Below are 20,088 nucleotides of genomic sequence, written 5' to 3'. Positions count from 1 at the left end.
CCTTGCTATAAAGTCAGGTCAGATACTTTTCGTTATTGCCGTTAACCAAAGGACAACGGTTGATATGGGAGAGTGTTATGTTTGATCCGCAAGCAGGTATGACACATGGTACTCGTGTGATAGGGCTTGGTAATAAGCTACATGTCGGTATGACCTACTGGCAGTCGGTTACCGCTCGCTATGAAGAGCTGGTCGCGGCAGGCGAAATGACTGAACGGTTGCAAGTAAGTTACGATTCCAGAATGGCAACGGAGGGCATCGTTTACACGCTTGATGACCAAAATAAATTCGACATTGTGTCAGGGGAAGAAAAGCTGGCGAAGGGCCGTGCGATAGCCAGAGAGTACGGTCTGGAGGTATGGGAAAGTAATATCTATGGCGAGCTGAGTACCTATGATTTTTCCATTCTAAGGGCGTTGCATTATGAGTCTCTGTACAGGCTAGAAGATATGCAGCTGGAATTTGATGAATTCAAGGAGCAGATACGGGTATCGCTCCCGGATTTGGCGGGCAAGAATTTTGGATTCACCATCAATGAGCATGGCAGTCTGGAAATTACCTCACCCGACGGCGCCTTGACTGATCGAGAAAAAAAACAGCTGGAGGCCTGGATCAATGACCGAGACCGATTGAAAGAGTTGACCTTTGATCATGCCAAACTCGTCACTTATATTTTGAAGCATGATCCTCGGCTGGGAGTTGAAGACTCGACGGTGACGCTGGGAAATATCAGTAAATTTATTGATTACGGCGTGCTCCTGCAATCCTGTGCGATACGACCGGGTAACGAAAACTCGTGGCTGGAACAGTTGCAGAGAAATGTGCGCGAAATGACGCGGGAGCAGGAGACGGACAGGGAGAGTGAAAACAACTCTGGCAAAGTTTGAGCCTTGGGCCGAAGGTTCAAAGCGTCGCGCATCAGCTGCATGTTGAGTATTTGCGCGGGTTAATCGGCAATTGCTGAGACCTGTTGGCGCGAGATAATCCTGTAGGAGCCGAGCTTGCTCGCGAATGCTCCAGGTCAGCCAATCGAGATGCCGCCAAGGTGAACCGATTCGCGGGCAAGCCTCGCTCCAACGGATCCGGGTAATCCTGTAGGAGCCGAGCTTGCTCGGAATGCTCCAGGTCAGCCAATCGAGATGCCGTCGGTAAACCGATTCGTGGGCAAGCCTCGCTCCACCGGGTTGTAATTATTTGGAGAGAAAACGCATCCCTTCTTCCAGCCCGCGCAAGGTCAGTGGATACATCTGATCCTCGATCAAATCCCGGACGATATTAGTCGAAGTGGTATAGGCCCAGGCGTCTTTCGGGTAGGGATTGATCCAGATGATTTTCTTGAACTTGGCAGTGAAGCGCTGCATCCACACATAACCCGGCTCTTCATTCCAGTGTTCGACACTGCCGCCGGCCTGAGTGATTTCATAAGGCGCCATTGAGGCGTCACCGATGAAGATGACTTTGTAGTCTGCCCCGTATTTATGCAGCAAATCTTGCGTGGAGGTGCGCTCCGAGCCGCGGCGGGAGTTGTTCTTCCAGACCGATTCATAAATGAAGTTATGAAAGTAAAAATATTCCAGATGTTTGAACTCGGTTTTGCAGGCCGAGAACAATTCTTCGCAGATTTTTACGTGGGCGTCCATCGAGCCGCCGATGTCGAACAGCAGCAATAGCTTGATGGTGTTGCGCCGTTCCGGACGCATCTGGATATTCAGCAGTCCGGCGTCGCGAGCGGTGTGGTCGATGGTGCCGTCGATGTCCAGTTCTTCGGCCGCACCCTGACGTGCGAACTTGCGCAAGCGGCGCAAAGCGATCTTGATGTTGCGAGTGCCGAGTTCGACTTGATCGTCGAGGTTCTTGTACTCGCGTTGATCCCAGACTTTCACCGCCTTGCCTTTGCGTTCGCCAGCATCGCCGACCCGAATGCCTTCGGGGTTATAGCCGCCCGAGCCGAACGGGCTGGTGCCGCCTGTGCCGATCCATTTGTTGCCGCCCGCGTGGCGTTCCTTCTGTTCTTCGAGGCGTTTCTTGAATTCCTCGATGAGCTTGTCCAGCCCGCCCAGCGATTGAATCTGCGCGCGCTCTTCTTCGCTCAACGAGCGTTCGAACTCCTTGCGCAGCCAGTCTTCGGGAATCAACGCCTTGAGGTGATCATCGAGTTTTTCCAGGCCGTTGAAATAGGCGCCGAATGCCCGGTCGAACTTGTCGAAATGCCGTTCGTCCTTGACCAGGATCGTGCGCGCCAGATAGTAGAACTCGTCCATGTCAGCGAAAGTCACTCGCTGTTTCAGGGCGTTGATCAGGTCCAGCAGTTCGCGCACCGAGACCGGCACCTTGGCTGCGCGCATTTCGTTGAACAGGTTGAGCAGCATGGCTGTGGTCTCTCCGCAGAATCAGCGATTGCCGCGACGGCTCATGAACGCCAGTCGCTCCAACAGCTGAACGTCCTGCTCATTTTTCACCAGCGCTCCGGCCAGTGGAGGAATGGCCTTGGTCGGATCGCGTTCGCGCAGCACTGCTTCGCCAATATTGTCGGCCATCAGCAGTTTCAGCCAGTCGACCAGTTCCGAAGTGGAAGGCTTTTTCTTCAGACCGGGCACTTTGCGCACATCGAAAAACACGTCCAGCGCTTCGCTGACCAGCTCTTTCTTGATGTCCGGATAATGCACGTCGACGATTTTCTGCAGGGTCGGGCGATCAGGGAAGGCGATGTAATGGAAGAAACAGCGGCGCAGGAACGCGTCTGGAAGTTCTTTTTCATTATTGGAGGTAATGATGATGATCGGGCGGATTTTGGCCTTGATGGTCTCGTCGATTTCGTAGACGTAGAACTCCATCTTGTCGAGTTCTTGCAGCAGGTCGTTGGGGAATTCGATGTCGGCCTTGTCGATTTCGTCGATCAGCAGAATGACCCGCTCGTCGGCTTCGAAGGCTTCCCAGAGTTTGCCCTTCTTCAGGTAATTGCGCACGTCGTGGACTTTATCCACACCCAGTTGCGAATCGCGCAGACGGCTGACGGCATCGTATTCATAAAGGCCCTGATGGGCCTTGGTGGTGGACTTGATGTGCCAGGTGATCAATTTGGCGCCGAAGGACTCGGCCAGTTGTTCGGCAAGCATGGTCTTGCCGGTGCCGGGTTCACCTTTGACCAGCAGCGGCCGCTCCAGAGTAATTGCCGCGTTGACCGCCAGTTTGAGGTCGTCAGTGGCGACGTATGCGCGGGTGCCTTCGAACTTCATCGGTAAATCCTCGGTAAACAATGCGCCGACTATAACGCGAGGCCTCGGCCACTGTGAACGCAGACCGGGCATTCAATCGGTGAATGGGTGGTTCCACGAAGTGAAACGCGATGACCTAACCCTTGCTTCCGTCATACCGCGCATTGAATGCCTGGACGAACGCGTTGCGCAGAATCTGCAAAAACGCCTGAAATGCGCTGATGTCCTGTTTGTGCACGCTGCCGCTGAGGTCTACGCGGGTGGCGAACTGGTTTTTGCTCTGGTTTTTCAGCACGGTTTCGCTGGTGCCGACCACTGCTTCCCAGATCGAACGGAAGAAGCCTTTGTTCTGATTCTCGACATCCTGCTGCCAGTTGAAGACATCAACGTCACGCAGCAGCGGCTTGATATAACCGGTCAACTGCCCTTTGTTGGCCTGGGCTTCAATGACCAGGTCGCCGCTGCCAGCGTTGAAGTCGAACTTGCCGTAGGCCGACGCAAAGTCATTGAGGCGCTTGAGCTCGATATCGGTGGCGCGCAGGCGGAAGTCAAAGTCTTCGAAGTTGCTGAATGGATCGAACGTCGCCGATGATTCCAGATTCGCGTGCCCCAGCAACAATGCCTTGCCTTCGAAACGCGCGTCACGCTTGCCTTTCACATCCTCGACATTGGTCAGGTTATAAAGGCTGGCGTTGACCTTGTCGGCCTGGATTTTCACCTTCGGCGTGGTGGTGAAATTGTTGAAAGTGATAACCCCGTCCTGAATGCGCAATTCGTTGAGCGTGATGGGCAACAGCTTGTTCATCTGCTCGCGCCAGTCAGTGCCTTGACCGGTCTGCGACGCTTGCTTGTTGGCGCCGCCATCGACGAAGTTCAGCTCCGGACGCTGAAACAGGACCTCGGCCACCACCGCGTGGTCGTACCACAGCGAATGCCAGCTGACGGCCAGGTCAATGACCGGAACCTTGACGAACGGCACCGGCACCTTGCCATCAACCTTGACGATATTCAGCCCATTGATCCGGTAAGCGCCGCGCCACAAGGCCAGGTCGACATCCGTGACCTGCCCGCGGTAATCGCCCATGTCGGCGAGCTTGTCGTTCAAATAGTTGCGCATCACGTAGGGCAGGGCGATGTGCACAGCAATCAGCAGCACGACGAGTCCCGCGAGGGTCAAGAGTGGCCAGCTGTAGCGACGTTTCATGGTAGCGGTCTCCGGTTTTGTTCAGTGGTTGACTGCATGCAGGCGCATCCGTTCGCTGCGACTGGACGGCCGCAGGGCTGGGGGCATAGGCTTTGGGTTTTCAAAGTCCCTCAACGAACGTGCACAAGGACACCACCATGAGCCGTATCTACGCTGACAACGCCCATTCAATCGGTAACACCCCGCTGGTGCAGATCAATCGCATCGCCCCGCGCGGGGTAACCATCCTGGCCAAGATCGAAGGGCGCAATCCGGGCTACTCGGTGAAATGCCGGATCGGCGCCAGCATGATCTGGGACGCTGAAAGCAAGGGCAAACTCAAGCCCGGCATGACTATTGTCGAACCGACTTCGGGCAATACCGGCATTGGCCTGGCCTTCGTGGCTGCCGCCCGAGGCTATAAATTGATGCTCACCATGCCCGCGTCCATGAGCATCGAACGCCGTAAAGTGCTCAAGGCGCTGGGTGCCGAACTGGTGCTGACCGAGCCCGCCAAAGGCATGAAAGGCGCCATTGAAAAAGCCGAGGAACTGCTGGCCAGCGATCCCGAAAAATTCTTCATGCCGGCGCAGTTCGAGAACCCGGCGAACCCGGCGATCCACGAAAAAACCACGGGCCCGGAAATCTGGAACGACACTGACGGCGCCATTGACGTGCTGGTGGCGGGCGTCGGCACCGGCGGTACGATTACCGGCGTATCCCGCTACATCAAGAACACGGCGGGCAAGCCGATCCTTGCCGTCGCGGTCGAACCGCTGGGTTCACCGATCATCACTCAGGCGCGTGCCGGTGAAGAGATCAAACCCAGCCCGCACAAGATTCAGGGCATTGGCGCCGGTTTCATCCCGAAAAACCTCGACCTGTCACTGGTCGACCGGGTGGAACTGGTCAGTGACGAGGAAGCCAAAGCCATGGCACTGCGCTTGATGCGCGAAGAAGGTATTTTGTGCGGCATTTCCTGCGGCGCGGCCATGGCGGCAGCGGTGCGTATGGCCGAAACCCCGGAAATGCAGGGCAAGACAATCGTGGTGATCCTGCCGGATTCCGGCGAGCGGTATTTGTCGAGCATGCTGTTCAGCGATCTGTTTACCGACCAGGAGCTGCAACAGTAACAATATCTTTAGTCTCGCCAGCTTTTGGTAAGGTCGGCTTGCGTTTATGATGGCCGGCTCGCGAACCGCAAAGGGGTTGTTCCAGATCATTCTGGGCGGTTCGCCAGCCGCATAAGATCCATGATTTTCCAGCACTACGTTCAGCGCTTGGCCATTGCCTGTTTCGAGGAGAGTTAGATGACGTTTTCATTTGCTGCCAAGGCATCGATCCTGATGCTATTTCTGGCCAGCACGCTGTACGTGCATCTGCGCGGGAAAGCGCGGTTGCCGCTGCTACGTCAGTTCGTTAACCACTCGGCGCTGTTCGCACCTTATAACGCCTTGATGTACCTGTTTTCCAAAGTGCCGTCCAAACCGTACCTGAACCGTCAGGCCTTCCCTGAGCTGGACGTGCTGAAGAACAACTGGGAAGTCATTCGCGACGAAGCCATGCACCTGTTCGATGAAGGCTATATTCGGGCCGCCGAAAAGAACAACGACGCCGGTTTCGGTTCGTTCTTCAAAAAGGGCTGGAAACGTTTTTACCTCAAGTGGTACGACAAGGCGTTGCCTTCCGCCGAGGCGCTCTGCCCAAAGACCGTGGCACTGGTCAACAGCATTCCCAACGTCAAAGGCGCCATGTTCGCGCTATTGCCGGGTGACAGCCATTTGAACCCGCATCGCGACCCGTTTGCCGGATCCCTGCGCTATCACCTGGGCTTGTCGACGCCCAACTCCGACGACTGCCGCATTTATGTCGACGGTCAGGTCTACGCCTGGCGTGACGGCGAAGACGTAATGTTCGACGAAACCTACGTGCATTGGGTCAAGAACGAAACCGACAAAACCCGCGTCATCCTGTTCTGTGACATCGAACGCCCGCTGCGCAGCCGCTTCATGACCCGCATCAATCGCTCGGTCAGCGCCTGGCTGGGCCGCGCCACCGCGCCGCAGAACCTGGACGATGAACGCGTCGGCGGCATCAATCGCGCCTACGCCTGGAGCAAGAGCTTCAGTGACGGCTTCAGCGGCAAGGTCAAACAACTCAAACGCAAGCATCCCAAGGCGTATCGGGTATTGCGCCCGGTGCTCGCTGTAGTAGTGCTGACGCTGCTGGGGTATTGGTTGTTTGGTTGAAATACACCTCGCCTACACGATGAATCATTCGTAGGACCGGATTTATCCGGGAGGGGGCCCGTCTCGTCGCGACGTGATGACCTGACACAACCTGATGCTTTAAAACCGACGCCCTCGCGAATAAATTCGCTCCTACGGAAGCGCGGGCCCGCCCGCTATTGCCTAACTCATGTGCCGCTGGTTATAGTCGGCGCCGGCATTGCTGAAACCTTTGGTTGCAATGCCTCCTCATCCCTCAAGAAGACGAGCGCCATGCCTGCTTCCCACGTTCAATTGAAGTTCGACGCCGCAGCCTTCGCTGCTGCCGAGCCGTGTGGATGCAAACAGCTCTCCTTCATGCGTTACCCGCCACCTTCCCCTGTGAACACGTCGGTTGTAGCACCGCCAGGCGTCGTCCTGCCGGTTTGACTGGCCGCTTCTAACCAAGCCGCGCCCGTCGATACAACCGCAAAAAAACTCGCAAACCACATCGTTGGCCCGAACTTGCCGGGCCTGCCAATGCGTGTCCGATCACAGGTGGTATCCATGTTCATCAATACAAAACTGGCTTCGTTGGCCACGACAACGTTATTTGTCCTGCTGTGGAGCAGCGGAGCGATTTTCTCCAAGTGGGGGCTGGCTCACGCGTCGCCGTTTGCGTTTCTGCTGATCCGCTTCCTGCTGGCACTGGTCGCCCTTGCCGTACTGATCCCGATGCTCGGCTACAAACTGCCCGCTACCGGCAAACCGCTGCTGTATGCCGCAGCGACCGGTGCCGTGTTGCTGGGCGCTTATCAGATTTTCTATCTGCTGGCGCTGGACCTGAAAGTCACCCCCGGTGTGATGGCGACCATCATGGGCGTGCAGCCGATCCTCACGGCGGTGGTCATGGAGCGCAATCGGGCCTGGACGCGCCTGTTCGGGCTGGGCCTGGGATTGGCCGGACTGATTCTGGTGGTTTATCAGAGTATCGGCCTGGGCGGCATGTCCATCGCGGGCATGCTGTTTGGCTTGCTGGCGATGATCAGCATGACCTGCGGCTCGATCATGCAAAAGCGCATCACCGATAACCCGCTGGGAACCCTGCCGGTGCAATACCTGGCCGGCGCGCTGTTGTGTGGCGTGTTCGTGCCGTTTCAGCCATTCCACTTCGAAATCAGCACCGGCTTCATCGTGCCGGTGCTGTGGATGGGGCTGGTGGTGTCGGTGCTGGCGACCTTCCTGCTGTATCGGTTGATCGCCCAGGGCAATCTGGTCAACGTCACCAGCCTGTTTTATCTGGTGCCAGCGGTAACGGCGATCATGGATTACCTGATCTTCGGCAACCGGCTGGCGCTGCTGAGCCTGTTCGGCATGCTGCTGATCGTGGTGGGGCTGATGTTTGTGTTTCGTAAGCCGAGCTGACGCCTGACTGCGGCAGCGAATACCGCGATGGCTCGTAGGAGCGGCTTTAGTCGCGAGGGGTATTTCCTCCCGGCTGAAGCCGGTCCTACGGCCGGTGCTATCTCGTGAAAATCAAGGTGCCTTCGCTGACGCCACGGCCGCAGGCCGCAACACCAGCCACAACGCCACTGCGATCAGCGCGCCGCCATACAGGTGCGCCATGGACAGCGGCTCATCCAGCAGCAATGCGCCCCACAGCACACCGAACGGCGGAATCATGAAGGTTACGGTCATGGAGCTGAGCGGGCCAATGCTGCTCATCAGACGGAAATACAGAATGTAGGCGAAGGCCGTGCAGATCAGCCCCAAGCCCAGCAGTGACGCCCACACGCTAATACCACCCCAATTTGCGGGAGGATCGGTGATCACCCGATAACCGAACAGAGGCAGAAGCAGCAACGTGGCGCCCAGCATGCTGCCCAGTGCCGAAAGCCGGCTATCCAGACCGCCTTGCTGATCCAGCCAGCGCCGGGTCAAAAAGCCTGCGAACGCATAGCAGGTTGTCGCCAGCAGACAGGCGAGTGCGCCGGTCAGCAACTCCAGATTGAATTCCACCGGTCCTGCCCGCGTCAGAATCCCCACGCCCACCAGGCCGAGGAACACGCCGATGATTTTCACCGCCGAGAGTTTTTCACTGAAGAACACGCCGCCGATCAGGACGCCCATCAGCGGCGTCGTCGCGTTGAAGATCGACGAGTAACCGGCTGGCATGACCTGCGCGGCCAGCGAGTACATGGTCGCGGGCAGCCCGGAATTGATCACGCCCAGCAGCATGCAGGTCTTGAGCTTGCCGCGAAAATCCCAGTCGATGCGCATCAGCCAGAGAATGACCAGCAGCCCGACCGCCGCAATCGATACCCGAAAAAAGGCGGTGGGCACGGTGCCCAGCACGGGCGCGATGATGCGCATGAACAAAAAGCTCGCGCCCCAGATCGCGGCCAGTGCAATCAGGCGAATAATGTCGGCGGGTTTCATGGAGAGTCCTTCCTTGGCAGAGGGCCGGGAGTTTTACCGGGAGGCGAGGGCGGTTGCAATCTTTGCTGACGATTTTGCTGCCAGGTCGAGATGTCTCAGACGCTGCTAAGCTGCGCCATACCCATCCAGCAGAGATACGCACATGTCCACGCCATGGCCCGCCGCTGATATCGCTCGCATGATCCTGGAAGGTTTCGATGATTACCGGGAGGATTTTCGGCAGATCGCCGACGGGGCCCAGGCACGTTTCGAGCAAGCGCTGTGGCAGGAAGCCCAGCGCGCTTCGGCGGCGCGGATCAGTCTTTATGAAGAGAAGGTCAACCAGACCATCAAGACCCTTGGGTCAGCCTTCGCCGCCGAGCAATTGCTCGCCGTGACATGCTGGCCGCTGGTCAAAAGCGCCTACATTCAGCTGATTGACCTGCGACTGGACGACGAACTCTCGGAAACCTGGTTCAACTCGATTTTCTGCGGGCTGTTCAGCCATGACCTGATCAGCGACGGCTGCATGTTTATCCACACCACGCGACCGAGCTTGCGCCATCACGAGCGCGCCGCCCAGACGCGAACCTTTCATCCGCAAGGTGATTTGCCGGGCATGCTGGAGCAGACTTTCAGCGCCTACCGGTTCAACGTCGCCTACGCCGATCTGCCCGGCGACCTGCAGCGGCTGGAAGCACAGTTGCGCGAGAGCCTGCCCGACTGGGTGTGCAAGGACCCGAACCTGAGCGTCGAACTGTTTTCATCGATCCTGTTCCGCAACAAGGGCGCGTACCTGGTGGGCCGGGTGTTCACCCTCGACGAGCAATGGCCGCTGGTCATCGCGCTGCTGCATCCGGAAGGTCAAGGCATCCGGATCGATGCGCTGATCACCGACGAAGCCGAAGTCTCGATCATCTTCTCCTTCACCCGTTCGTACTTCATGGTGGATGTGCCGGTGCCGGCGGAATTCGTCAGCTTCCTCAAGCGCATCCTGCCGGGCAAACACATTGCCGAGCTGTACACCTCGATTGGCTTCTACAAGCACGGCAAGTCGGAGTTCTATCGGGCGCTGATCAATCATCTGGCCAGCACTGATGACCGGTTCATCATGGCGCCGGGCGTGCGGGGCATGGTCATGAGCGTGTTCACCCTGCCGGGCTTCAATACCGTGTTCAAGATAATCAAGGATCGGTTTTCGCCGTCCAAGAACGTCAACCGCGCGACAGTCATCGAAAAATACCGGCTGGTGAAAAACGTCGATCGGGTCGGGCGCATGGCCGATACCCAGGAGTTCGCCGATTTTCGTTTCCCGTTGAGCAAATTCGACCCCGATTGCCTGACCGAACTGCTGCAGGTGGCGGCGTCAACGGTGCAGGTGGAGGGCGATACGGTGCTGATCCGGCATTGCTGGACCGAGCGGCGCATGACCCCGCTGAATCTGTATCTGGAACACGCCAACGAGGCGCAGATCCGCGAAGCGCTGGAAGACTACGGGCTGGCGATCAAGCAATTGGCGGCCGCGAATATCTTCCCTGGCGACATGCTGCTGAAGAATTTCGGCGTGACCCGGCATGGACGCGTGGTGTTTTATGACTACGACGAGATTTGCTACCTGACCGAAGCCAACTTCCGCCACATCCCGGCCCCGCGCACCCCGGAAGACGAAATGGCCTCCGAACCCTGGTATTCCATCGGGCCGCTTGACGTTTTTCCTGAGGAATTCCCGCCGTTTCTGTTTGCCGATATCAAGCAGCGTCGGCTATTCGACAGCCTGCACGGCGAGCTATACAACGCCGATTACTGGAAAAGCCTGCAGGATGCGATTCGCGCGGGCAAGGTGATCGACGTGTTCCCGTATCGCCGTAAAGAAAGGCCGTGATGACGCCCGCGCTACGGGTTAATTCAAACTCACATGCCGACTCAACAACGCGCGCAGCGCCGCAGGTTTGACCGGCTTGGCCAGGAAATCCAGCCCGGCGGCATGCACTTGCGCGATCAACTCCGGCCTGCCGTCGGCACTGATCACCACGCCTGGCACCGGTTCGCCCAGACGGGTGCGTAGCCAGGCCATCAATTGGGTGCCGGTTTCGCCTTCATCCAGATGGAAATCCACCAGCGCCAGTTGCGGCCGCACGCCTTGTTCCAGCAACGTTTCGCACTCCTGGCGATTGCGCGCGGTCCAGACCTGGCAACCCCAGCGCGTGAGCAGGCTGTTCATACCGATCAGGATGCTGTCTTCATTGTCGATGCACAGCACCTGCGTGCCGCCGAGCATTGCACGATCCGGCTCGCTGACCTTTTCGGCGACTGTCGTCTGGAGCCGGGCCAGCGGCACGCTGACGCTGAACACACTGCCTTTGCCCGGCCAGGAGCGCACCTGCAACGGGTGGCCCAATACGCGGCACAGCCCGTCGGCAATCGCCAGCCCCAGTCCCAGGCCTTTTTCGGCGCGGGTCTGATGGCTGTCCAGACGCTTGAATTCCTCGAAAATGACCCGCTGCTTGTCTTCCGGAATACCCGGTCCACGGTCCCAGACTTCGAGACTCAAATACGTGCCACGGCGGCGCACGCCCAGCAGTACCGGGCCTTTGGCGTAGCGAAAAGCGTTGGTCAGGAAGTTTTGCAGAACGCGTCGCAGCAGCTTCAAGTCGCTGTCCACGCGCAACGCCGTGCCACGGACGCGGAATTGCATGCCTTGCTCCCGGGCCAGCGCTTTGAACTCCGCGCCGAGGGGATCGAACAGAGTATTGAGGGCAAATGGCTGGCGATCCGGGTTGATCTTGCCGTTCTCCAGGCGGGAAATGTCCAACAGGTCGCTGATCAAGTCCTCGGCCGAGCGCAGCGAACTGTCCAGATGCTGCACCAACTGTTGAGACTCGGCAGACATGTCCCCGTCCTGATGGGACAGCGCTGCGGAAAACAGCCGAGCCGCATTCAGCGGCTGCATCAGGTCATGGCTGACCGCAGCGAGAAAGCGGGTTTTCGATTGGTTGGCCGCTTCGGCGGTGCCCTTGGCATCGGTCAGCGCGACGTTCAGCTGCGACAGCTCACGGGTACGTTCCGCGACCCGCTGCTCAAGGCTTTCATTGGCGCCCTTGAGAGCATGCTCGGCATCGCGAAACGCCGTAATGTCGGTGAAACTCATGACAAAGCCGCCGCCGGGCATGGGATTGCCGATCAACTCGATCACGCGCCCATTGGGGAACATTCGCTCCGAGGTGTGCGCCCGGCCCTGGCGCATCCAGTGCAGACGGCGGGCCACGTGAACTTCAGCTTCGCCGGGGCCGCACAAACCACGCTCGGCGTTGTAGCGAATGATGTCGGCGATGGGCCGGCCGACGCTGATCAAGCCATCCGGATACTTGAACAGCTCCAGATAACGATGATTCCACGCCACCAGTTTCAGGGATTGATCGACAACGCTGATGCCCTGCGTGATGTTCTCAATGGCACCTTGCAGCAAAGCCCGGTTGAACTGCAGCACCTCGGAGGCTTCGTCGGCGATGCGCACCACGTCTTCGAGTTGCATCTCCCGGCCCTCGATGGCCGCCTTGACCACCGCGCGAGTCGATGACGCGCCCAATACACCGGCCAGCAAGCGCTCGGTGTGGGCGATCCACTCGGCGTTGGCATTCTGGTTGGGATTGAAGCCTTTACCCTGACGATAAGCGAAGCGAATGAAGCTTTGCCGTGCGCGTTCCTCACCTACAAAACGCGCTGACAGGCTGAGCAAGTCTTCGATCTGCACCGCAAGCAACGGGCGATTGCTGGGGCGGACATGAATCTCCTGGCCAATGAAACGTCCCGCCTGCCAATGCTCGGACACCCGCGTGCGGGAGATCACCGACACCCAGCCAAACAAAATGAAATTGCCCGCCAGGGACAGCACCACGCCTTGCGTCAGCGGGGTGATCGGCAGGTTCAACGGGTTACCGTGCAGCCAGGCCAGCAGTGGGAAACTGTCCAGCGACCAGCCCATGCCGTGAGCGGCGATCGGCAGTACCAAGGTGTAGAACCAGAGGAAAATACCCGCTGCCAGCCCGGCGAACACACCGCGTCGGTTGGCCTGCTTCCACCACAGCGCGCCGAACATCGCTGGCGACAGCTGGGTAATGGCCGCAAAGGCGATCTGGCCGATGGTCGCCAGGCTCGCCGTCGAGCCCAGCAGCCGATAACAGACATAAGCCAGCAACAGAATCACCACGATGCTGACCCGGCGTACCGACAGCATCCAGTGACGAAACGCCTCGAACGGCCGTTCGGTGGTTTTGCGGCTCAACAGCCAGGGCAGCAGCATGTCGTTGGAAACCATGGTCGACAGCGCGACGCTGGCGACAATCACCATGCCCGTGGCCGCCGAAGCGCCACCGATGAACGCCAGCAAGGCCAGCGACGGATGCGCATGGGCCAGCGGCAGGCTGATCACGAACGAGTCGGGCAGTACCGAACCGGGCAGCAGCATTTGCCCGGCCAACGCGATAGGCACTACAAACAGCGCCGCCAGGGCCAGATAGGCCGGGAACACCCATTTGGCGAGGCGCAAATCCTGCGGGTCAATGTTTTCCACCACCGTCACGTGAAACTGACGCGGCAGGCAGACAATCGCCATCATCGCCACGCCGGTCTGCACCACCATGGACGGCCAGTTGATGGTTTCCTTCCAGTACTGCTCCAGGCGCGGCGCGAGCATGGCCTGGTTAAACAGATCGTCGAAGCCGTCGTACAGGCCGTAAGTGACAAACGCCCCGACCGCCATGAAAGCCAACAGCTTGACCAGCGACTCAAACGCGATAGCCAGCACCATGCCGCGATGGTGTTCGGTGACGTCCAGCGTACGGGTGCCAAACAGAATGGTGAACAGCGCCAGCACCAGCGACACGATCAGCGCGGTGTCCTGCGCACGAGTGCCGGTCGCGTCCGCCACCGCCCCGATCAGGATATTCACTCCGAGCACGATGCCTTTGAGCTGCAGGGCTATATAAGGCAGCACACCCATCAGACAGATCAACGCCACCACCACCGCCAGCGATTGCGACTTGCCATAGCGCGCGGCGATGAAGTCGGCAATCGACGTGATGTTTTCCTGCTTGCTGATCAACACCATCTTCTGCAAGACCCACGGCGCCAGCAGCATCAGCACGATAGGCCCCAGATAAATCGGCAAAAACGACCACAACTGCTCAGCCGCCTGACCCACCGCACCGAAGAACGTCCAACTGGTGCAATACACCGCCAGCGACAAGCTATACACCCACGCCCGCACGCGCGGCGGCAACGACGTAGTACGCCGGTCACCGTAAAAGGCGATGGCGAACATAATGGCCATATAGACCAGAGCAACGGCAGCAATCAGCCCGCTGGACAGCGACATAGAAATTCAGAGCCTCAAGGACAAGCTCGCTAGTCTCGCATGCTGGCTCAGGTTCGTCAGTGTCGACCAAGGTCTGAGCGCTGATGGGCCTTATTAACGATTCGCGGGCAAGCCTCGCTCCAACGAACCCGCGCGACGTCGTAGGACCGGATTTATCCGGGAAGGCGTCGGTGCTGGCGACCTGAAACCTCAAGAAAACACTATTGCGTTGGAGCGAGGCTTGCCCGCGAATCAGGCGCCTCGGTCAACCGGACCCAGCGCGTTATCGTTCTTCGCCGGCCACATGCAGAAGCGAGCCAGTTCGCGAATGGGTCGGTGACGCTATTAAAGATCTGCCTCAATGCGACCCTGCCTGGCCCAGCACACAAGCAACTTTTGTAGGCCGTTTCCTCGCACAAAAGTAGGACCCATCTGCTTTTCCTGTCCCAGTATTGCGAGCGCTTTCGCGAGCCCGCATCGTCGCCCCTTTCGGCACAACGACAGGATAGCGAGCAGATGTCCGATGCAATTACCCGACTCCTTGACCTCCCGACGCTGGACGCTCCTCGGGAGGAATACGGGCAATCGATGATCTTCATCGTCGATCCGTTCCATAACAAGCCAGCGTGGGGTGTTACCCAATTACAAATGCAAGGCCACACCTTCAATTGCGACCTGCTCTGGTCCGGCACGGCATTGCAGGACCGCGCCTTGAAAGGCCCCACCTGGTTCGTCCTGCCGCCATCGGGTGTGTCAGGCATGGCCCGGGTTTGTCACCAGCGTCCCAAAGGCATTGCCCTGCGTTGTCGTGATGCGGGAGCTGCACTGGCCCACGCCCGCAAACTGATGGCAATGCCGCTTGGCAGATCAAACATTCTGACTTTCTACAACCCGGTGCACTGGACCACCTTGGCCATGGAAGCGGGCGACAACCTCGGCTGCCTGCTGGGGCCATGGGACGCGGTGTATACCCCCGCACCAAGCCTCAAGCCCGACGCCAATCGCTGGCACGAGTGGCGAGTCGACACGCCAGTCGCGGTCGACTCCTGCACCTGGCCGCTGGCTTTTCCCGACAGCGTATTCACCACCTTCAAGGACGTGCGCTGGGTGTACTGGCTGCGGGAGAACCCGAACCATTTTGGCCGAGTGCCTGACAGCGAATTACCGAGGCTGGCGCGCAATCTGGACTTCCTCGTCAAGCATCGCATCGGCGTCGACGAAGACCTGCTGGAAATTCCCCACCTGATCATCCACGGCGAGCTGTCCGAGCGAACCGAGTTGCTGCCGATCCTTGCTTCTTCCGAACGACCACACCGCAAAGTCGCACAACTGCTGGAGGCCGTGCAGCCATGAACACGCAAACCTATATCGTCCAGCAGGACGCCACCCTGAGCACACTTGCCCAACGGTTCGGCAGCAGCGTCAGCCAACTGCGCGAGCTGAATCCCTTTATCAGCAATCCCAACTACATTCGTGCCGGCTGGACGCTGCAAATCCCGGCACCGGGCAGTGAAGTGGCTGCGACGGAACTCGAACCTCCCGTAACTAAAGTCCTCAAGCTGGAACCGACACCGGAAAGCGCGGAACACGGCACCACCAACTTCTGTGGCGAGCAGGACTGCAACAAGAGCAACCACTATTACGACATTCTTTATGAAGTCGGGCAGGACAGCTTCTGGTTGATGCGCGAGCACACCCTGGACGTTCTGGTTAAAGCCGCGGACAAACTGAAAAAAGCCGTCGTCACCACCGACGCGGATTCGCGCCTCAAGGCGCTGGACGAGCGCGGGCTGATGGAGTTTTTCCTTGAGCCGAAGTTAAGCAGTTTTCTGGATGCGGCCAAGAGTAAGCGGTATCACGAGCTTGAACTGGAGCTGAACAAGTTACGGCAGGAGATAGCGGCATTCGAGGCAGAAGGTGCTTTAAAGAACGGTCTGAAAATCGATAACACCCCAAGACTAACTGCTGAACAGAACCGCGAAATTTTTCCCAGGCAAAAGGCTTTCCGTGATCTAGCCCCTGAGCTACGCGTCCTGGAAGTCGAAGCCCGGCGACAGGCAGAAAAAGAAGGGTACCGTTTGCTGAAAGGCGAATTATTCAGCCCTGAAGCCATTGAAATGGGCAGGATTCGTGAGGTTTACCTCAAGCAACGGCAGAACTTGATCGATGGCAAGATCCCCGATTTCAAACAAGAGGAAATCGACCAGTTTCGCAAAGTCCACGCCAAACTGCTGGCCGATCTGGACGCTGAAAAATTTGACCCAAACAACAATCTGGCCGAGTGGGTCAGAGAATCCGAAAGTTTGTTCCGTTATTCGGAGTTCACCAAAACATTAATGCGGGCTGCGGCCTATGGCATTGCCTTGCCCGAATTCGCCTTGCATCACCCGGATGAGGATATTTCCTGGGGCATCAAGCGCTATCGCGATTACCACCAGCTGCTCAAGAACAAAGCCGACCTGGAAAAAAACATCGAAACCAGTTTCGACACTTGGCTGCGGGTTGGCCGACAACAGCCACCAGACAGCTTGTTCGATGAAGAAAGGCGCCATTGGCAAGACCTGGAAAGCAAGGAAAAGGCACTCAAACAGGACGCTGAAGACATCATCCGCGCCCGCAAACCCGCACTGCACCTGCTCTGGAATCCGGAAGCGTTCGAGCCAAAACCTGTGCAGCGTCTGGTACGCAGTAACTTTCCCCTGCGAGAAATCAGCGTACCGACTGAACGCGCACGTCTCAGCCACCTTAGTTTCAAGGATCTGCGCAATAGTCTGGGCACACAGGCGCAAAAGACCCTCCAGGAAGATCTGGCCAAAATAGCCGCCAAAGCGGGCAATCCGAACTTCAATATCGATGCTGGCAACCTCAGTGACGGCCACGCACTCGACTATTGGTTCATCCATATGGACGCCAGACGCCTGAAAATCCAGGATGCCTGGTTCGACACGTCCGGGTTTTTCGCTCCTGCGCGATTCAAGGCGTACCTCAAGACCCAGGGTTTCTATATCGAGAACCTGCGTGATGACGCCGAGTTCGAGGCGTGGGGCAATGGCCTCAAGCAAATGCTCTTCAAGAAAAACCCTCTCGGCCCCCTGCGTCTGGTGGATAACAGCCCGCAAGCGCGCTTGATTCGCTGCCTCACACCAGCGCAAAGCAATTTGCACAGCGGCGCCACCGCAAAGGGCTTTGAACTCAGCTTGAACAAAGGTGCCAGCGCCAGCGTCGAGGCGTCTCTGGACATCAACCTCGCGCGGGGCGAAGTCGAACTGCTCCAGTTCGAACTCCCCAAACGCACCCAGGCCACCTCCGTTAAAGCGAAATATATAAATTTCAACCAGCAGGTAGCCGAAGTCGACCTTGGCCGTTTCTGCCTGGAAGGCGGCATCAAAGCCTGGGGATTCGCCGGCGCGTCCATGCTGCTTAGCGCCAACATGGCCCTCAAACCCAGCGACAGCAAACACGACGTTGAACTGGACACCAGCCGCGACGCCCAGCGCGGCATCACCCGCGTCGACATCCATGGTCTGCCCAACGTGCGCGCAGACGAAGTCATCAGCGCCAATCTCAACCTGTTCGCAGGCGTGCAGGCGGGCATCAAGATCAGCGGCAGCCTGCAATGGGCACCGCCCAAAGACTTGCTGAGCGCCCGCAGCGTGCAGCCCTATAACGAACTGGATCCCAGCAAAAAAGACTGGCTGGCCGTTGCGTCCCTGGGGGCCAACCTCAGTGCCGCCGCTGGCGTCGGTGGGAAAGGCGAATTCAGCCTGTCCCTGCAAAACGGCCAGATCATCCTGCGCCTCAAAGCCGCCCTCATCGCCGGAGTCGGCGCCGACGGCGATTTCAGCTTCGTCCTCGGCTACAAAGCCCTGGTGCACTTCCTCGATATATTCAACCGGGAATTGATAAAAAACGAATACCACAAACTTGACTGGATCATGCCTGAGGCGTTTGAGTATTTTGCTAAAGCGCAAGTTCTCGTTGCTGCTGGTGTTGAACTTCAGTGGTTGTTTTTGTTGGGGTATAACAAGGTTAATTCGCTGTATGACGCAATGACGGCGGGGGACCGGGCTGGGGTTATGGCTCATACGATTGAGCTGAATAAAGGAAACGAAGAACTTAAAGCTTGGTTTGCGAAGCTTGCGCCTGAGGGATTGGGATCATTGCTGAATACATTTTTGCAGAAACCGAAGGAATTCCGAGTAGAAACTGAAGATGGATCGAAAAATTCAAAGTTCAAGGAGTTTACTGAGCTTGAGTCACGTCGGCTCCAGCAGCGCGCGATAGAAACAATTCTCGGGGCGATCGTTGAGAATGCTAAATCGGGAGCGTTTACAAAGTATGGATGCCACAACACCATTGAGCTGGCGCAGAGAAATTTTGATGAGTCTGTTTTACGGTTCGGCATTTTTGGAAAGTCCAGTATTGCTAAGGGAAGCTATCTGTCCAATGTCAAGCGAATGGACGATTTTATGATGGTTGGAAGTGCCGAGCGCGATGCGGATAATATTGCTATTTTAGAGAAATATAAATCTCATAGATGTTTGTTAGGCCCTTCCATGAATGAGGTGTGTGAGTTTATTGATGTATTGGATGTTATCAATGTACATAATTTCTAATATGAAGATCCTGCTGGCTTGTTTTGTAGCAGGTATTCTTTTTGGTCAAAGTGCCCTGGCGGATCTGACTCCCGAGCAAGCTGTTGCTAAGGAGAGAGGTTTGTTTCTCTATAACCTTAGGCGCACCACTGAGTCAGCCCCCTTTCTGAAAGTCGCAGCCGAGGCAGGTGATCGTGAATCACAGTATTTATTAGGCGAAGTGCTGAGGCAACAAACGACATTTTTGGATGATCTGTCACAGACTTGGTTTGAACTGGCTGCTCATCAAAATGATGTCTACGCCATGATGCGATTATTCAAAGTTGACGACGCTCTATGTAAACCTTTGAATAAATGTTATCCAGAGAGTAATGAGTTTCAGGGGTGGCGTGTTGCTGCGAAACGAGTCGCAGAGAGTCGAGCGGCCAAAGGTGACGGGGAGGCAATGTATCAGTTGTTTCTGATGAGTGGAGAGTATGATTGGCTTATAAAATCAGCTGAAGCTGGTTTCGGTCAAGGGCAGTATTGGCTTAGTGTCGAGTATCGGCAGGGCTGGGATGTTTTCGTTGTTCCTGGCCGAAGAATAAAAACTGCAGATAAATGGTTGTTAGCTGCTGCTAATTCGGAATATGGCCCTGCAATGGATGAACTAAGGTCAATTTTGGCTGAGCGTGGTGATGTTAGAGGGAATGTGTATTGGACGGAGCGAGCAGCTAAAGCGGGAAGTTTAAACGCGATGATTAACTACGCCGCATGGATCGCGGACACATCAGATTACTTCAGATTTCCCTTGGATCTTGTTAAAGCCTATGGCTTAACATTGACTATTGTGCAAGCTGAACTGCCGAGCAGCGTTAGTTACTACGAGCGGAAGTTAAAGAGGCTTAGAAAAAAAATGACTCCTGATCAGGTTGAAGCTGCGGTTTACTTTGCTGAATATTGGAAAAAAACCTATGCCCCACTTTCAGAGTTTCCTGTCAAGTACGGATTGTGATGTGGGCCGTCATAGCCGTCGCGCGTTCGTCGCTATTCGCTTAAGTTTAGGCATTTTTCGGGGGTTCCTGTGGTGCGTTCATGGTTCGTTGGTTGTGTTTCGTTCTGTTGGTTACTCTTCAGC

13 protein-coding genes are annotated in these 20,088 nt (G+C 57.1%); 8 read left to right on the top strand and 5 right to left on the bottom strand.

All coding sequences use genetic code 11. From position 1 onward, the window contains the following. Positions 1-77 precede the first annotated feature (77 nt). Positions 78-887, top strand: a complete 810-nt coding sequence (locus tag CFII64_RS09990; RefSeq protein WP_020290664.1) for a hypothetical protein — start codon at positions 78-80, stop codon at positions 885-887. A 303-nt stretch (positions 888-1,190) separates the two neighbouring features. Here the strand turns inward: CFII64_RS09990 and CFII64_RS09985 are convergent, their stop codons facing one another. From CFII64_RS09985 to CFII64_RS09975, 3 genes are all read right to left on the bottom strand, one after another. Next, positions 1,191-2,369 (bottom strand): VWA domain-containing protein, encoded by a 1,179-nt coding sequence (locus CFII64_RS09985; RefSeq protein ID WP_020290663.1) that lies wholly within the window; start codon positions 2,367-2,369, stop codon positions 1,191-1,193. 21 nt (positions 2,370-2,390) lie between these two features. Then, a complete protein-coding gene (locus tag CFII64_RS09980; protein ID WP_020290662.1) occupies positions 2,391-3,236 on the bottom strand; it encodes a MoxR family ATPase in 846 nt (281 codons plus the stop codon). A 115-nt stretch (positions 3,237-3,351) separates the two neighbouring features. Next, positions 3,352-4,419, bottom strand: coding sequence for a DUF748 domain-containing protein (locus CFII64_RS09975; RefSeq protein WP_020290661.1), 1,068 nt, complete (start codon positions 4,417-4,419; stop codon positions 3,352-3,354). A gap of 137 nt (positions 4,420-4,556) precedes the next feature. Between CFII64_RS09975 and cysK the strand changes: the two genes are divergently transcribed. The 3 genes from cysK to CFII64_RS09960 all read left to right on the top strand — a co-directional run bounded on the left by cysK (position 4,557) and on the right by CFII64_RS09960 (position 8,030). Further along, a complete protein-coding gene (gene cysK / locus CFII64_RS09970) occupies positions 4,557-5,531 on the top strand; it encodes a cysteine synthase A (RefSeq protein ID WP_020290660.1) in 975 nt (324 codons plus the stop codon). Between the two features lie 177 nt (positions 5,532-5,708). After that, positions 5,709-6,647: an aspartyl/asparaginyl beta-hydroxylase domain-containing protein gene (locus CFII64_RS09965; RefSeq protein ID WP_020290659.1), complete on the top strand. Its 939-nt coding sequence runs from the start codon at positions 5,709-5,711 to the stop codon at positions 6,645-6,647. Between the two features lie 525 nt (positions 6,648-7,172). After that, positions 7,173-8,030 (top strand): DMT family transporter, encoded by an 858-nt coding sequence (locus CFII64_RS09960; protein ID WP_020290658.1) that lies wholly within the window; start codon positions 7,173-7,175, stop codon positions 8,028-8,030. 111 nt (positions 8,031-8,141) lie between these two features. On the opposite strand, the gene CFII64_RS09955 is transcribed toward CFII64_RS09960, so the two are convergent. Beyond that, complete coding sequence (locus tag CFII64_RS09955; protein WP_020290657.1) at positions 8,142-9,044, bottom strand: DMT family transporter; 903 nt, start codon at positions 9,042-9,044, stop codon at positions 8,142-8,144. Between the two features lie 142 nt (positions 9,045-9,186). Between CFII64_RS09955 and aceK the strand changes: the two genes are divergently transcribed. Beyond that, on the top strand, positions 9,187-10,905 hold the full coding sequence (gene aceK, locus CFII64_RS09950) for a bifunctional isocitrate dehydrogenase kinase/phosphatase (protein WP_020290656.1): 1,719 nt from the start codon (positions 9,187-9,189) through the stop codon (positions 10,903-10,905). Positions 10,906-10,923: 18 nt separating this feature from the next. On the opposite strand, the gene CFII64_RS09945 is transcribed toward aceK, so the two are convergent. Beyond that, positions 10,924-14,397, bottom strand: coding sequence for a hybrid sensor histidine kinase/response regulator (locus CFII64_RS09945; RefSeq protein WP_020290655.1), 3,474 nt, complete (start codon positions 14,395-14,397; stop codon positions 10,924-10,926). Positions 14,398-14,892: 495 nt separating this feature from the next. On the opposite strand from CFII64_RS09945, the gene CFII64_RS09940 reads away from it, so the two are divergent. Genes CFII64_RS09940 through CFII64_RS09930 form a run of 3 tightly spaced genes read left to right on the top strand, consistent with a single transcriptional unit; the run spans position 14,893 to position 19,965 of the window. Next, positions 14,893-15,729: a hypothetical protein gene (locus tag CFII64_RS09940; RefSeq protein ID WP_156883158.1), complete on the top strand. Its 837-nt coding sequence runs from the start codon at positions 14,893-14,895 to the stop codon at positions 15,727-15,729. Further along, positions 15,726-18,992, top strand: a complete 3,267-nt coding sequence (locus CFII64_RS09935) for a LysM domain-containing protein (RefSeq protein ID WP_020290653.1) — start codon at positions 15,726-15,728, stop codon at positions 18,990-18,992. The genes CFII64_RS09940 and CFII64_RS09935 overlap by 4 nt, the downstream gene beginning before the upstream one ends. Beyond that, the gene (locus tag CFII64_RS09930; RefSeq protein ID WP_020290652.1) at positions 18,976-19,965 is read left to right on the top strand and encodes a tetratricopeptide repeat protein; all 990 of its coding nucleotides are present in this window, start codon (positions 18,976-18,978) and stop codon (positions 19,963-19,965) included. Before CFII64_RS09935 ends, CFII64_RS09930 begins: the two co-directional genes overlap by 17 nt. The last annotated feature ends 123 nt before the right edge of the window (positions 19,966-20,088 follow it).

Origin of the sequence: Pseudomonas sp. CFII64, from assembly GCF_000416235.1 — a bacterium.
Lineage (GTDB): Bacteria > Pseudomonadota > Gammaproteobacteria > Pseudomonadales > Pseudomonadaceae > Aquipseudomonas.
Note: the sequence above shows the minus strand (reverse complement) of the source record. Positions and strands in the feature narration are given on the sequence as shown.

Coding starts and splice junctions, on each gene's coding strand:
- CFII64_RS09990 (WP_020290664.1), top strand. CDS start 78: ATGTTTGATCCGCAAGCAGGTATGACACATGGTACTCGTGTGATAGGG.
- CFII64_RS09985 (WP_020290663.1), bottom strand. CDS start 2,369: ATGCTGCTCAACCTGTTCAACGAAATGCGCGCAGCCAAGGTGCCGGTC.
- CFII64_RS09980 (WP_020290662.1), bottom strand. CDS start 3,236: ATGAAGTTCGAAGGCACCCGCGCATACGTCGCCACTGACGACCTCAAA.
- CFII64_RS09975 (WP_020290661.1), bottom strand. CDS start 4,419: ATGAAACGTCGCTACAGCTGGCCACTCTTGACCCTCGCGGGACTCGTC.
- cysK (WP_020290660.1), top strand. CDS start 4,557: ATGAGCCGTATCTACGCTGACAACGCCCATTCAATCGGTAACACCCCG.
- CFII64_RS09965 (WP_020290659.1), top strand. CDS start 5,709: ATGACGTTTTCATTTGCTGCCAAGGCATCGATCCTGATGCTATTTCTG.
- CFII64_RS09960 (WP_020290658.1), top strand. CDS start 7,173: ATGTTCATCAATACAAAACTGGCTTCGTTGGCCACGACAACGTTATTT.
- CFII64_RS09955 (WP_020290657.1), bottom strand. CDS start 9,044: ATGAAACCCGCCGACATTATTCGCCTGATTGCACTGGCCGCGATCTGG.
- aceK (WP_020290656.1), top strand. CDS start 9,187: ATGTCCACGCCATGGCCCGCCGCTGATATCGCTCGCATGATCCTGGAA.
- CFII64_RS09945 (WP_020290655.1), bottom strand. CDS start 14,397: ATGTCGCTGTCCAGCGGGCTGATTGCTGCCGTTGCTCTGGTCTATATG.
- CFII64_RS09940 (WP_156883158.1), top strand. CDS start 14,893: ATGTCCGATGCAATTACCCGACTCCTTGACCTCCCGACGCTGGACGCT.
- CFII64_RS09935 (WP_020290653.1), top strand. CDS start 15,726: ATGAACACGCAAACCTATATCGTCCAGCAGGACGCCACCCTGAGCACA.
- CFII64_RS09930 (WP_020290652.1), top strand. CDS start 18,976: ATGTACATAATTTCTAATATGAAGATCCTGCTGGCTTGTTTTGTAGCA.